This is a genomic window from Micromonospora sp. MGP-C2 (assembly GCF_057766525.1).
Genome location: NZ_JBYMEN010000002.1, coordinates 5,783,839 through 5,797,370, shown reverse-complemented (window position 1 = coordinate 5,797,370; position 13,532 = coordinate 5,783,839). Strand labels below are relative to the sequence as shown.

At 72.1% G+C, this 13,532-nt stretch carries 13 protein-coding genes; 2 read left to right on the top strand and 11 right to left on the bottom strand.

All coding sequences use genetic code 11. The features are described 5' to 3' along the window. Positions 1–40 precede the first annotated feature (40 nt). Positions 41–1,315, bottom strand: a complete 1,275-nt coding sequence (locus tag AC3CF1_RS26705) for a glycosyltransferase family 87 protein (protein ID WP_488451531.1) — start codon at positions 1,313–1,315, stop codon at positions 41–43. Positions 1,316–1,350: 35 nt separating this feature from the next. Here AC3CF1_RS26705 and AC3CF1_RS26700 point away from each other — a divergent pair, with 35 nt between their 5' ends. Further along, on the top strand, positions 1,351–1,935 hold the full coding sequence (locus tag AC3CF1_RS26700; protein ID WP_354981111.1) for a GNAT family N-acetyltransferase: 585 nt from the start codon (positions 1,351–1,353) through the stop codon (positions 1,933–1,935). Between the two features lie 45 nt (positions 1,936–1,980). Here AC3CF1_RS26700 and AC3CF1_RS26695 read toward each other — a convergent pair whose 3' ends face one another. The 8 genes from AC3CF1_RS26695 to AC3CF1_RS26660 all read right to left on the bottom strand — a co-directional run bounded on the left by AC3CF1_RS26695 (position 1,981) and on the right by AC3CF1_RS26660 (position 11,224). Further along, a complete protein-coding gene (locus AC3CF1_RS26695; protein ID WP_099851300.1) occupies positions 1,981–2,466 on the bottom strand; it encodes a GNAT family N-acetyltransferase in 486 nt (161 codons plus the stop codon). A 61-nt stretch (positions 2,467–2,527) separates the two neighbouring features. Continuing rightward, complete coding sequence (gene dapB / locus AC3CF1_RS26690) at positions 2,528–3,295, bottom strand: 4-hydroxy-tetrahydrodipicolinate reductase (RefSeq protein WP_179782607.1); 768 nt, start codon at positions 3,293–3,295, stop codon at positions 2,528–2,530. 109 nt (positions 3,296–3,404) lie between these two features. Further along, a complete protein-coding gene (locus tag AC3CF1_RS26685) occupies positions 3,405–4,802 on the bottom strand; it encodes a M16 family metallopeptidase (protein WP_088946716.1) in 1,398 nt (465 codons plus the stop codon). Positions 4,803–4,849: 47 nt separating this feature from the next. Beyond that, positions 4,850–7,240, bottom strand: coding sequence for a polyribonucleotide nucleotidyltransferase (locus AC3CF1_RS26680; protein ID WP_488451530.1), 2,391 nt, complete (start codon positions 7,238–7,240; stop codon positions 4,850–4,852). A gap of 227 nt (positions 7,241–7,467) precedes the next feature. After that, positions 7,468–7,737 carry a 30S ribosomal protein S15 gene (gene rpsO, locus AC3CF1_RS26675; protein WP_030337594.1) on the bottom strand — a complete coding sequence of 90 codons (270 nt, stop codon included), beginning with the start codon at positions 7,735–7,737 and terminating at the stop codon, positions 7,468–7,470. Between the two features lie 199 nt (positions 7,738–7,936). After that, positions 7,937–8,866, bottom strand: a complete 930-nt coding sequence (locus AC3CF1_RS26670; protein ID WP_354981113.1) for a bifunctional riboflavin kinase/FAD synthetase — start codon at positions 8,864–8,866, stop codon at positions 7,937–7,939. A 75-nt stretch (positions 8,867–8,941) separates the two neighbouring features. Continuing rightward, complete coding sequence (truB, locus tag AC3CF1_RS26665; RefSeq protein ID WP_099851292.1) at positions 8,942–9,826, bottom strand: tRNA pseudouridine(55) synthase TruB; 885 nt, start codon at positions 9,824–9,826, stop codon at positions 8,942–8,944. 57 nt (positions 9,827–9,883) lie between these two features. Continuing rightward, positions 9,884–11,224 carry an MATE family efflux transporter gene (locus AC3CF1_RS26660; protein ID WP_488451529.1) on the bottom strand — a complete coding sequence of 447 codons (1,341 nt, stop codon included), beginning with the start codon at positions 11,222–11,224 and terminating at the stop codon, positions 9,884–9,886. Positions 11,225–11,417: 193 nt separating this feature from the next. Here AC3CF1_RS26660 and AC3CF1_RS26655 point away from each other — a divergent pair, with 193 nt between their 5' ends. Continuing rightward, entirely contained in the window at positions 11,418–12,320 is a 903-nt protein-coding gene (locus AC3CF1_RS26655) for a hypothetical protein (protein WP_488451528.1), read from the top strand. 566 nt (positions 12,321–12,886) lie between these two features. Here the strand turns inward: AC3CF1_RS26655 and AC3CF1_RS26650 are convergent. Both AC3CF1_RS26650 and AC3CF1_RS26645 read right to left on the bottom strand, forming a co-directional pair. Beyond that, entirely contained in the window at positions 12,887–13,096 is a 210-nt protein-coding gene (locus AC3CF1_RS26650) for a DUF6186 family protein (protein WP_172862168.1), read from the bottom strand. Beyond that, positions 13,096–13,503, bottom strand: a complete 408-nt coding sequence (locus AC3CF1_RS26645) for a hypothetical protein (RefSeq protein ID WP_088946709.1) — start codon at positions 13,501–13,503, stop codon at positions 13,096–13,098. The genes AC3CF1_RS26650 and AC3CF1_RS26645 overlap by 1 nt, the downstream gene beginning before the upstream one ends. Positions 13,504–13,532 lie beyond the last annotated feature (29 nt).

Genomic DNA, 13,532 nt, shown 5'->3' with positions numbered 1-13,532 from the left:
CAACCGGCGGGCCCGACGATTCTGTGAGCGGGCCGGGTTGTCACCGGACGGTGAGCAGTCGACCTACCAGGTGCCGCTTGCCGGTGGGAGCCCGCCGGTCGGGCTGGTCGAGCTGCGGTACGCCGGACGCCTCGACGGCTGAGCCGCCCGGGGTCAGCCAACGGCGGATCGGCAGGAAGGCCAGCAGCGCCAGGCTGATCCACACGTAGGCGTTGCTGCCCAGGAAGCCGTCGACCCCGGTGAAGTCCTTCTCCCAGAACCAGACGGTGCGGCTGATCAGCACCGCGTACCCGATGGTCGCGGCGACCAGCAGGACCCGCCGTCGGCGGCCGGCCGGCGCGGCCATCGCGTTGTCGACCAGCAGGATCAGCGCGGGCAGCAGCCAGACCAGGTGGTGCACCCAGGTGACCGGGCTGACCAGGCACATCACCGCGCCGGTCAACGCCAGACCGGTCGCCTCGTCGCCGGCCGCGACGGCGGCCCGGGACCGCCAGGCCCAGAGCGCCAGGGTGCCGAGCACCAGCAGCAGCCAGAGCAGGGTGCTCGGGTGCTGCGGGTCGAGCCGGGCGACGACCCCGCGCAGCGACTGGTTGGAGACGAACGCGAGCTCACCGACCCGGCCGGTGTTCCACAGCGCCTCGGTCCAGAACTCCCGGGACGCGTCGGGGAAGAGCGCACCGGCCAGAAGCGTCACCCCGGCGGCGGTGCCGCTGGCGGTGAGCGCCGCCCGCCATCGCCCGGTCACCAGCAGATAGACGATGAAGACACCCGGGGTCAGTTTGATCGCGGTGGCGAGCCCGATGCCCACCCCGGCCCACCGGTTGCCGGCCGGCAGCAGCCGCAGCAGATCCACGGCCACCAGGAACAGCAGCAGCGTGTTGACCTGACCGAAGTTGACCGTCTCCCGCATGGGTTCGAACGCGGCGGCCAGGCAGAGCGCCACGGCGAGCGCGAACCACCGGGTCCAGCCGGCCCGGCGGGCGATCGGGTCGATCAGCCACCAGAGCAGCACCGCTGTGGTGACCACGCTGGCGAGCACACTCACCACGATCGCGGCCGTCCACGGCAGGTACGCCATCGGCAGCATGACCAGCGCGGCGAACGGCGGGTACGTGAAGCCGTACTGGGTGCCCGGCTTGAGGTAGTCGTAGATCTCCCCGCCGTCGTGCACCCACCAGGTCAACGCGCCGTAGTAGACCTTCAGGTCGAAGAAACCGTGCCGGACGGCCACGACGGCGAGGAACGCGGTGACCGCCGCGGCGAGCACCACCACCCCGGTGACCTGCGCGGTCGTCCTGTTGGCACCCTGCGCCACCGTCGTCTCCCTCGCCCTGCGTAGGCTTCCGTCCCATGGCTCTCGGGTACGTCCGCCCGGCGCGTCCCGAGGACGCCGGCGAGATCGCACGCATCCAGCTCGCAACCTGGCGGGTCGCGTACCGCCGCATTCTGCCTCGGCACGTGCTCGACAACCTGGACGAGGCGTTCCTCGCCCGGCGGTGGAGCGCCGCGGTGCTGGAGCCGCCCTCGGGCGCGCACCGGGTGCTGGTCGCCGTCGAACAGGCCGAGCAATCGTATCTGGTGGGGTTCGCCGCCTCCGGCCCGGCTGACGCCGAGGCGTTGGCCCCGGGTGAGCCGGCCGACGCGCTCGGCCCCGACGTGGCCGCCGTGACCGACCTGCTGGTCGAGCCGCGGTGGGGCCGGCGTGGGCACGGCAGCCGGCTGCTCGCCGCCGCCGTCGACCTGTGGCGGGAGGACGGGCTGAGCCGGGCGGTGGCCTGGGCGTTCGAGGGTGACGAGGCGACCCGGAAGTTCCTCACCAGCACCGGTTGGGAGCCCGACGGCGCGGCCCGCGCGCTGGACGTCGACGACATGCTGGTGCCTCAGGTGCGCCTGCACGTCGGCGTCCCGGCGGAGAAGGTGCCCGCAGAAGAGTGACGCGACCGGTGTGGCGGCCTCTGCCGGGCCGCCGCACCGTGTCGGTCAGCCCTTGTCCGACCCGCCATTGGCTTCGGCGACCAGCTCTTCGTCGTCGACCGCTCCGGTGGGGTGGAAGCCCAGGGAGGTGTAGAGGGCGGCGGCCGGGGTGTTGTCCGGGTGGTACGAGAGGCGGACCGGCGGGTTGCCCTCCCGCGCCGCCAGCCAGGGGGCCAGCGTCTGCACGGTGGCCCGGCCGACGCCCCGGCCCTGCTCGGCGGCGTCGATCAGCATTCCGCCGATCCAGTGCGAGCCGTCGTCGTCCACGCCCCACATGACGTGGCCGACGACCGTCTCGTCGGCGTACACGGCGAGCGAGGTCCACACCTCCGAGCGGCTGCTCAGCAGCAGGTACCGCGCGCCCAGCGCGGCCACGAACCGGCGCTGGTCGTCACGCGGGGCGACGTCGGCCACAGCCCGCCAGTTGTCGTCGTCGACCGGCCGGAGCGTCACCCGTCGCCCGGCCCGGTCCAGGTGTCCCCCATTGATCATCCGCCGGATCCTACCCGAGCTGGGGGCTCAGATCTTAGCCGCGTGGCGGAGGAACCGACCGTCAGTCGAGCAGGGCGTCCAGACCGACGGTGAGGCCGGGGCGGTTGCGCACCGCGCGGACGGCCAGCAGCACGCCCGGCATGAACGACGCCCGGTCGTACGAGTCGTGCCGGATGGTCAGCGTCTCGCCCGTGGTGCCGAAGAGCACCTCCTGGTGGGCGACGAGGCCGGTGGCACGAACGGCGTGGACGCGTACCCCGTCGATGTCGGCGCCGCGCGCGCCCGACACCTCGTCCTTGGTGGCGTCCGGCACCGGGCCGAGGCCTGCCTCCGCGCGGGCCCGGGCGATCTGCCGGGCGGTGTGGGTGGCGGTGCCGCTCGGGGCGTCCAGCTTGCGCGGGTGGTGCTGTTCGATGATCTCGACGGACTCGAAGTGCCGGGCGGCCCGCGCGGCGAACTGCATCATCAGCACCGCGCCGATGCCGAAGTTCGGGGCGATGACCACGCCCACCCCGGGCTTGTCGGCCAGCCAGCCACGCACCTGCTCCAGCCGCTGCTCGGTGAAGCCGGTCGTGCCGACGACCGCACTGATGCCCTGGTCGATGCACCAACGCAGGTTGTCCATGACGACATCGGGCGTGGTGAAGTCGACGACCACCTCGGCGGCGGACACGGCGGAGCGGCTGTCGCCCTGGTCGATCGACGCCGCGAGTTCGAGGTCGTCGGCGGCGTCGACCGCCTTACAGACCTCGATGCCCATCCGGCCGCGCGCACCCAACACGCCGACCCTCAGCGGCTCGGCCGGGGTCTTGTCCTGCTCGTCAGTCACGGGGCACAACCTATCCCAATCGGGACGTGCCCTTCCGGCCGGATCCGGTGCGCTCCACCGGCCGGGACGCCCCGACCGGGGTGCCGTCGACCGCGCCGCGCGGCAGACCTCAGACCGCGAAGTCGCCCGCGCCGAAGGGGCCGACCACGGCCAGCGACATCGGCCGGCTGAGCAGCTCGGCAGCGAGGACGTTGACGTCCTCCACGGTGACCTCGTCGACCCGTCGGAGCAGCTCGTCGACCGGCATCAGGTCGCCGTAGAGCAGCTCGCCCTTGGCCAGCCGGCTCATCCGGGAACCGGTGTCCTCCAGGCCGAGCACGAACGAGCCCTTGCTCATGCCCTTGCCCCGGGCCACCTCGGCCTCGGTCAACCCGTCGGCGGCGACCCGGGCCAGCTCGGCGCGGGTCAGGGCCAGCACCTCGTCCACCTTGCCCGGCGCGCAGCCGGCGTAGACGGCGAACAGGCCGGTGTCGGCGTACTGGCTGGCGTAGGAGTAGACCGAGTACGCCAGGCCGCGCTGCTCGCGGATCTCCTGGAACAGGCGACTGGACATGCCGCCGCCGAGCACGTTGTTGAGCACCCCGAGGGCGAAGCGCCGCTCGTCGAGGCGGTCGATGCCGGGGCAGCCGAGGATGACGTGCGCCTGCTCGGTCTCCTTCGGCTCCACCACTGTGGTCGCCGGCTTCGTCCGTACGGTGGGGGTTGCCGCGCGGTGTGGCGCCGGGGTGGCCGGGTCGCTGTCCAGGGGGGTGCCACGCACCGCCTGGCGGACCATCTTGACCACTGCGGCGTGGTCGAGGTTGCCGGCGGCGGCGATGACGATCTGCGGTGCCGTGTAGCGGCCCCGGTAGAAACTCTGGATCTGCCGGCGGGTCATCGGCGTGACGGTCTCGGCGGTGCCGGAGATCAGTCGGCCCAGCGGGTGGTCGCCGTAGACGGCCTGGACGAAGAGGTCGTGCACCTCGTCACCGGGCTCGTCGTCGTGCATGGCGATCTCTTCCAGGATCACGCCACGCTCGGTCTCGACGTCGGCCGGCTCCAACAGCGAGTCGGCCACCAGGTCGCACATCACGTCGACCGCGAGCGGCAGGTCCTCGTCCAGCACGCGGGCGTAGTAGCAGGTGTATTCCTTCGTGGTGAAGGCGTTGGTCTCGCCACCCACCGCCTCGATCTGCGAGGAGATCTCCAGGGCGGTGCGCTTGTGCGTGCCCTTGAACAGCAGGTGCTCAAGGAAGTGCGCGGCACCGGCCTGCGGACCGGTCTCGTCGCGCGAGCCGACCGCCACCCAGACGCCGAACGAGACGCTGCGCATCGCCGGAATCGCCTCGGTGAGGACGCGCAGCCCGCTGGGCAGCACGGTACGTCGTACCGTGCCGCCCAGCGGATCGTCGCTGAGCGTCCGGGTCACCGCGCGGGCGGTGCCGCCGGAGCGGCCCGCCCCGGTGTCCCGAGAGGGGGCCACCCCCCGTCGATCCGGTGGAAACGGCGCGCTGAAGGCCCGACTCACGACTTGCTCCCGGTTCGACGAGGGGTGGGTGATGCGTTGTACGACGGTCAGCTGTGCCGGGTCCGGCGGCGCGGACGCTCGCCGCCCTCGCCACCCTCGCCGCCGCCGCCCTCGCCGCCGCCGTTGCCGCGCTCCGGGCCACGCCCGCCCCGGTCGCCGCCACGCTCGCGGTCGCCGCGGTCACGCGGAGCCCGGTCGCCGCGGTCACGACCAGCCGGACGGTCGCCACCGGCGGCCTCGCCGGCGGCCGGCGCCTCGGTGCCCTCCGGCCGGACCTTGTCCAGGTAGATCTTGCCGCGCGCGTCGATGTCGGCGATCTCGACCTCGACCCGGTCACCGACGTTGAGGAAGTCCTCAACGCGCTCGACCCGCTTGCCGTCGCCCACCTTGGAGATGTGCAGCAGGCCGTCACGACCCGGCAGCAGCGAGATGAACGCGCCGAACGCGGCGGTCTTGACCACCGTGCCGAGGAACCGCTCGCCCTGCTTCGGCAGCGTCGGGTTGGCGATCCCGTTGATCCGGTCGACGGCCGCCTGGGCCGACGGGCCGTTGGTGGCGCCGACGTAGATCGTGCCGTCGTCCTCGATGGAGATCTCGGCGCCGGTCTCGTCCTGGATCGCGTTGATGGTCTGACCCTTCGGGCCGATCACCATGCCGATCTTGTCGACCGGGATCTTGACGGTGGTGACCCGCGGCGCGTAGTCCGACATCTCGGCCGGAGCCTCGATCGCGGCCTTCATGACACCGAGGATGACCTGCCGGGCCTCGTTCGCCTGCTGCAGCGCGGAAGCCAGCACGTCCGACGGGATGCCGTTGAGCTTGGTGTCGAGCTGGAGCGCGGTGACGAACTCCGGCGTGCCGGCGACCTTGAAGTCCATGTCACCGAACGCGTCCTCGGCACCGAGGATGTCGGTCAGCGTCACGTACTGGGTCTTGCCGTCCACCTCGTCGGAGATGAGCCCCATCGCGATGCCGGCGACCGGCGCCTTCAGCGGGACACCCGCGGAGAGCAGGCCCAGCGTCGACGCGCAGACCGAACCCATCGAGGTGGAGCCGTTGGAGCCGAGCGCCTCCGACACCTGCCGGATGGCGTACGGGAACTCCTCGCGCGACGGCAGCACCGGGATCAGCGCACGCTCGGCGAGCGCACCGTGGCCGATCTCGCGACGCTTCGGCGAGCCGACCCGGCCGGTCTCACCGGTCGAGTACGGCGGGAAGTTGTAGTTGTGCATGTAGCGCTTGCGGTTCTCGGGGGACAGCGTGTCCACCATCTGCTCCATCCGGAGCATGTTCAGCGTGGTGACGCCCAGGATCTGGGTCTCGCCCCGCTCGAACAGCGCCGAACCGTGCACCCGGGGCAGCACGCCGACCTCGGCGGTCAGCGCCCGGATGTCACGCGGGCCGCGGCCGTCCATGCGGACCTGCTCGCGCAGCACGCGGTTGCGCACCTCGGACTTGGTCAGCGAGCGGAAGGCGGCGCTGAGCTCCTTCTCCCGACCCTCGAACCGAGCACCCAACTCCTCGGCGACCCGGGCCTTGACCCGGTCCAGGGCTTCCTCGCGGTCGGCCTTGCCGGCAATGGTGATCGCCTCGGCCACCTCGCCACGGGCCAGGTCGGCCACGGCGGCGAACACGTCGTCCTGGTAGTCCAGGAAGACCGGGAACTCGGTGACCGGCTTGGCGGCGACCTCGGCCAGCTCGCTCTGCGCGCGGCACAGCTCACGGATCGCCGGCTTGGCGGCCTCCAGGCCGCTGGCGACGACCTCCTCGGTCGGGGCGGTGGCACCGGCCGAGATCAGGGCGACGGCGTTCGGGGTGGCCTCGGCCTCGACCATCATGATCGCGACGTCGCCGTCCTCGAGCGTGCGGCCGGCCACGACCATGTCGAAGGTGGCGCGGGTCAGCTCCTCCAGGGTCGGGAAGGCGACCCACTGGCCGTCGATGTGGGCGACGCGGGTCGCACCGATCGGGCCGGAGAACGGCAGGCCGGAGAGCTTGGTCGACATCGAGGCGGCGTTGATCGCCACGACGTCGTACGGGTGCTGCGGGTCCAGCGCGAGGATGGTCTCGACGACCTGGACCTCGTTGCGCAGGCCCTTCACGAAGGACGGGCGCAGCGGCCGGTCGATCAGGCGGCAGGTGAGGATCGCGTCCTCGCTCGGCCGGCCCTCACGGCGGAAGAACGAGCCGGGGATGCGGCCCGCGGCGTACATCCGCTCCTCGACGTCGACGGTCAGCGGGAAGAAGTCGAACTGCTCCTTCGGGTGCTTACCGGCGGTGGTGGCGGAGAGAACGACCGTCTCGCCCAGCTGGGCGATGACGGAACCGGCGGCCTGGCGAGCCAGCCGACCGGTGGAGAAGGTGATCTCACGGGTGCCGAAGGACCCGTTGTCGATCACGGCGGTGCGGGATTCGGTGCCGAGTTTGGTCTCGGTCATGTGCTGTCGTGCTCCTTCGCGTCGTGGGCCCACGACATCGGGGAGCTGCTCAGCCGGCCGGTCTTCGATCGAAGCGCCCGGGTGGCCGGCATGATGCCGGGGTTCCCGGGGGCCACTACCGGAGACCGGTACGCTGACCGGCTCCCTCTCGGGTGGTCGCGCGGCCCGTGTTTCTTCAGATGGGACGCGGTACGGGGGAGCGGCCGGTCGGCCACTCCCCCGTCACGTCACCGGCGCAGGCCGAGCCGCTCGATGAGCGACCGGTAGCGCGCAATGTCCTTCTTCTGGACGTAGTTGAGCAGCCGACGGCGACGGCCGACCAGCAGCAGCAGCCCACGGCGGCTGTGGTGGTCGTGCTTGTGCACCTTCAGGTGCTCGGTCAGCTCGGCGATCCGCTTGGTGAGGACCGCGACCTGAACCTCCGGCGAACCGGTGTCGCCCTCGGCGGTCGCGTACTCCGCGCGGATGCTGGCCTTGGCTTCCTGATCGAGCGCCATGTTCTCCCTGTTTCGGTGGGTTGATCAAGTGGGTGTCCGTCGTCCCGATGGACCGGGAACGGACCGGTACCTCGCACCCGCGGCGTCGAGCAGGCACGCGAGGCCCCACGCCGGTCACCCGACGTCTCGGCAAGACTACCAGCACTCACCGGTAACACCCGGCCAAGGGCCTCGGCAGGGCCCCGCCGGTCGGAGATGATCAGGCCAGAGCACGCCGGGTGCGCTCGACGTCCTGGTTCATCTGGGCGATCAACGGCTCGATCGAGTCGTAGCGGATCTGGCCGCGTAGGCGCGCCACGAAGTCCAGGGCCAGCCGTTCGCCGTACAGGTCGCCGGAGAAATCCAGCGCGTACGCCTCCACCCGCCGCTCCCGGCCGGAGAAGGTCGGGTTGGTGCCCACGGACACCGCCGCCATCAGCGGTCCGTGCTGCCCACGGCGGATCAGGCGGGCCGCGTACACCCCGTCGGCGGGCACCGCCGCGTACCGGTGGCAGAGCAGGTTGGCGGTGGGAAAGCCCAGCTCCCGGCCCCGCTGGTCGCCACGGACCACCACGCCCTCCAGGCGGTGTGGGCGGCCCAGCGCGGCGGCCGCCGCACCCACGTCGCCCGCGTCGACGCAGGAGCGGATGTACGTGGAGGAGAAGACGGTGCCGTCCTCGGCGACCAGCGGGCCGCCCTCGACGGCGAAGCCGAAGGTCTGCCCCAGCCGCTCCAACAGGGCCACGTCGCCGGCCGCCCGGTGCCCGAAGCGGAAGTTGCTGCCGACCACCACCAGTGCCGCGTGCAGGTTCTCGACCAGGACGTCGTGCACGAACTGCTCGGCCGGCAGCCGGGAGAACTCCTGGGTGAACGGCACCACGCAGAGCACGTCGACGCCGAGTGCCTCGATCAGCTCCGCCTTGCGCGCCGGCTCGGTGAGCACCGCCGGATGCGAGCCGGGGCGGACCACCTCGGCCGGGTGCGGGTCGAAGGTGACCACCACCGACTGCACGCCCAGCTCCCGGGCCCGGGCAACGGCGTGCCCGATGGTCGCCTGGTGCCCTCTGTGCACGCCGTCGAAGACGCCGATGGTGACGACCGAGCGTCCCCACCCACCGGGCGCCGCGTCGTACCCCCGCCACCGCTGCATGCCGTTCCTCCCTGTGTCCCGCCGGCCGGCGGGTCGACACCGCCGGCCCCGGGCCGGCGGACGTGCTCCCCGCCGTCAGGCCGGGGCGAGCACGATCTCCGCGCGGGCCCGCCCGTCCCGCTCGCTGACGATAGCGATCAGGCCGCCGGCCGGTCCGAAGACGGCGTACGGTCCGGTGAGGCCGGCCGGGTCCAGCGGCCCGCCGTGGGCGAGCACCCGGGCCTCCTCGGGTGTCGCCTCGCGGCGCGGGAAGAAGCGGTCGGCCGCCGCGTCCAGCGGCAGGTTCACCACGTCCGGGGCACGCTGCTCCAGCTCGTCGAGGGTCGCCGCCTCGGCGAGGGTGAAGCCGCCCACAGCGGTACGGCGCAGCGCTGTCAGGTGGCCGCCGACGTCGAGGGCCAGGCCCGCGTCCCGGGCGATGGCCCGGATGTACGTGCCGGAGGAGCAGGTCACGTCGACGTCGACGTCCACCACGTCCGGCTCGGTACGGCGGATCGCCAGCACCTCCAGCCGGGAGATGGTGACCCGGCGCGCGGGCAGCTCGACGCTCTCCCCGTCGCGGACCCGCTTGTAGGCCCGCTGCCCGTCGATCTTGATGGCGCTGACCGCGCTCGGCACCTGGTCGACCTCGCCGCTGAGCGCGGTCAGCGCCGACCGGATCGCGTCGTCGGTGAGGTGACCGGCGGGCGCGGTGGCGATCACATCGCCCTCGGCGTCGTCGGTGACGGTGGCCTGGCCCAGCCGGATGGTGCCGTTGTAGCTCTTGCCCGCGCCGATCACATAGGTCAGCAGGCGGGTGGCTCGGCCCACACCGATCACCAGCACGCCGGTGGCCATCGGGTCGAGGGTGCCGCCGTGCCCGACCCGCCGGGTCTTCGCCAGCCGGCGGATCCGCGCCACCACGTCGTGCGACGTCATGCCGCCGGGCTTGTCGACCACGATCAGACCATCGGTGCTCACGTCGGCCAAGCCTGCCAGATGCCCGGCACGCGGCGGTGTGTGGGCGGGCCGACCCGGTCAGCGGACCGCGCCGGTGACCGCCCAACCGCCGTTGCGCAGGCGCAGCAGCAGGGCGACCAGCCGGATCACCACGAAAAGGGTGAGCCCGGCCCAGATACCGCCCAGCCCGAGGTCGAGGGCGTACGCCAGCCAGATGGCCGGCAGGAAACCGCCGAGCGCCGCCACGATGGTGAGGTTGCGCAGGTACCGCACGTCCCCCGCGCCGATCAGCACGCCGTCCAGGGCGAACACCACCCCGGCCAGCGGCAGCATGATGACGAACCACGGCCAGGCGGCCATGGCCTGCTCGCGTACGCCCGCGTCGGAGCTGAACCACGACGGCACGACGCCGGCGCCGGCGGCGATGAGCAGCGCGAAGGCGACGCCGCAGACGCCGCCGAGCAGCCCGATCCGGCGGGCGAGCGCCCGGGCGCCGGCGTCGTCGCCGGCGCCGAGCGCGGCGCCCACCAGCGACTGGGCGGCGATGGCCAGCGCGTCGAGCACCAGCGCGGTGAAGAACCAGAGTTGCAGGGCGATCTGGTGGGCGCCGACGGCGGCGGCGCCGAAGCGGGCGGCGACGGCGGTCGCGGAGAGGAAGCTGGCCTGGAACGCCACCCCTCGGATCAGCAGGTCGCGGCTGAGCACCAGTTGCTGGCGGATCACGCGGGGCCGGGGCCGCAGCGACACCCGCTCGGCGACCAGCGCCGCGGCGAACAGCGCCCCGCAGAGCGTCTGCGCGACGACGTTGGCCACCGCCGAGCCGATCAGACCCAGCCCACCGGGATAGACCAGCAGCGGGCAGAGCAGCGCGGAGAGCAGGTTGGGGCCGAGCACGAAGTACAACGGGCGGCGAGTGTCCTGCACGCCGCGCAGCCAGCCGTTGCCGGCGGCGGCGAGCAGCAGGCCAGGGGCGCCGAGGGCCGCGATCCGCAGCCACTGCGCGGCGGCGTCGGCCACCTCGCCACCACCGCCGGCGAGGGTACGCGCGAGCGCGCCGCCGCCGAACTGCATGCCGATCGCGATCAGCAGACCGACACCGAACGCCAGCCAGGACGACTGGACGCCCTCGGCCACCGCGGCGGCCCGGTCACCCGCCCCGAAGCGGCGAGCCGCGCGCCCGGTGGTGCCGTACGCGACCACGGTGCCGACCCATGCGGTGAGGGTCATCACGGTGCCGCCGACGGCGAGCGCGGCGAGCGGCACCCGGCCGAGGTGACCGACCACGGCCGTGTCGACCAGCACGTAGAGCGGCTCGGCGGCGAGCACCACGAGGGCCGGCAGGGCGAGGCTGGCGATGCGGCGCGGCGAGGCGGACCCGCTGGTGGCCGTCGCGGTGTCGGTGTGGGCTGGCTGGCTCATCGCCGCCGATCCTGGCACGGCCCAGTAAGGAGTGCAAGGCACCTAGCGACTTACGCGGGCCTTTCCCCGTTCGACGCTAGCCGGCGAGGCGAGCGTGGCCACGAGTGAGTGCCGGGCGTCCCACTTGCAGGGCTTACTACCCTGACCACGTTCCACGATCTTGACAACGCACTGACAGCGATAAGGGCTTACGATGAGTGACCAATACCCTCCGTACGGGCAGCAGCCTGACCCGAACGTCACGCCGTGGAGCGGGCCCCCCGCGCCGCAGCAGGGCGGGCAACCGCCCTACGGGCAGCAGCCCCCGATGCCGCAGTACGGGCAGCAGCCCCCGGCGCCGCAGTACGGGCAGCAGCCCCCGATGCCGCAGTACGGCGCCCCCGTTCCGCCGGCCAAGAAGTCGAACAAGGGTCTGATCATCGGACTCGCCGTCGGTGCGGTCGTCCTGATCCTCGCCCTCTGCGGCGGCGGTATCGGACTCCTGGTCGCCTACGGCGACGACGACGAGCCCACGACGGCCACGTCCGCCGAACCCACCTCCGGCACCACGCCGGGGACGACGGCCTCACCCGCACCCGGGCAGTCGGATGCCCCGAGCGACAACAACTCGATGACGGCCCGCTTCTCCAGCGACCTGTCGAACGTCTGCCAGGGCAGCCGGATCCTGAACTCGGCACCCTACAACGGCCCGGCTGGCGCCAAGGCGTACACGTTCTCGAACAGCCCGGACCGGCCGACGTCCTGGTCGTCGAAGTACGTCTCATCGACCAAGCCCTACTCCGCCAAGACCACCGAGTACGAGGCGGTGTCGGTGGTCGGCTGCCTGAAGTTCGTGGAGGGCAGCGAGGGTGAGCCGACGAAGTGCCTGTACAAGGACAAGACCGGCAAGCAGGTCACTGTCGACTATGTCTCGTCGCGCTACACCCTGACCTTCTACGCCGCCAAGACCGGCGAGAAGGTCGGCGACGGCGGCACCGTGGCAGCCCCGGCGAACAGGTGCCCGAGCGTCATCTCGTACAACAACGTCACCATGAAGGCGTACGCGTCGCCGGACGCCGGCACCATCGAGAGCGCCCTGGACAAGTTCCTGTCCTGAGCGGCCCCCACGGGCGGCCGGGGCAGGACGGTTACACCCGGCCGCCCCGGCCGCCCGACGGTGGTTCCAGAGCTTCCGGGTCGAATGGTCGAGCGCACAGGCGCGGCTCGGCGAGGATTGCGAGCGGCAACCAGGTAGGGCGTCAAACCGGACGGGTGGCCGCGCTGCCGCGAGACGCCTCGGCGGCGTCCCAACGGCAGGAACGGTCTACTGACGCGTGTCCATCGAGGTCTGCAGCGCGCGGCGGGCCTGCTCGCGGGCGTCGTCGGTGGTCTCGGGCTTGGGCTTGTTCGGCATGGTGGTGGTCCTTCCAGGGAGCGAGCCACCGACACGCGGCGGCCCTCACGGGCGGTCGTGCTGAGCGCCCCACGGCGGTCCGGGATTACCGGAGCAGCCGACTGGGCAGCGTGAGCCCGGGTCGGTGCGACCCTGGAGGGAGGCGGCACGAGGTGTGGCACCACCACCCATGAGCTGCGCCGCCATGCGGCGCCGGCCCTCTCCCAAGTTATCGTTCAGGTCCACATGCTGCTCTCGGTTCCCGCCATCTGGACAGTCGACAACCCGGCTCAGCGGGCCAGGAAGTGCCAGCCCAGCCACCACCAGAACCCGAACAGACCGATCCGGCCCACCGGCACCGGGCCGACCTCGTAGCGCATCACGTACGCACACATCTCGCCCAGAGTGGGAATCCGGGAGCCCTCCCGACGGGCCATCCACTCGACCACCGCGAAGAGGACCAGCGCGGTAAGGAAGCCGCCGATCGCGAGCGCCCGCATCATCGCCGCACCAGCCCCCAGAAGGCCGCCAGCCAGGCGAACCAGACCGCCGAGCGGGTCAGGTGATCTTCCAGGAGGGGGTCGGCCAGCCGGGAGAAGGTGGGGAAGTCATCCCCGACCGCCATCACGAAGGTCGCCCCCTCGAAGACGCCGAAGACCACCACCGGCACCGCCCACCAGGCCGCCCCCGCACCCAGACGACGCGGGGCCGGTCGGCGGGGCACCCGATTGCTCAGACCGAGCCAGATCAGCACCCCGCCGGTGCCGAGCGTGAAAAGATTCGCCTCGGTGGAGAAGGACGCGAACCGGCCACCGACGAGCGAAAGGCAGACCAGGACGGGAACGGAGACGGCGGGCCGGTCCCATGCGCGGGGGGCCTCCACGGTGAGGTCGTGCGGCTGCTCCATCCCGCAATTCTTCCCGGTCTCACGGAGCG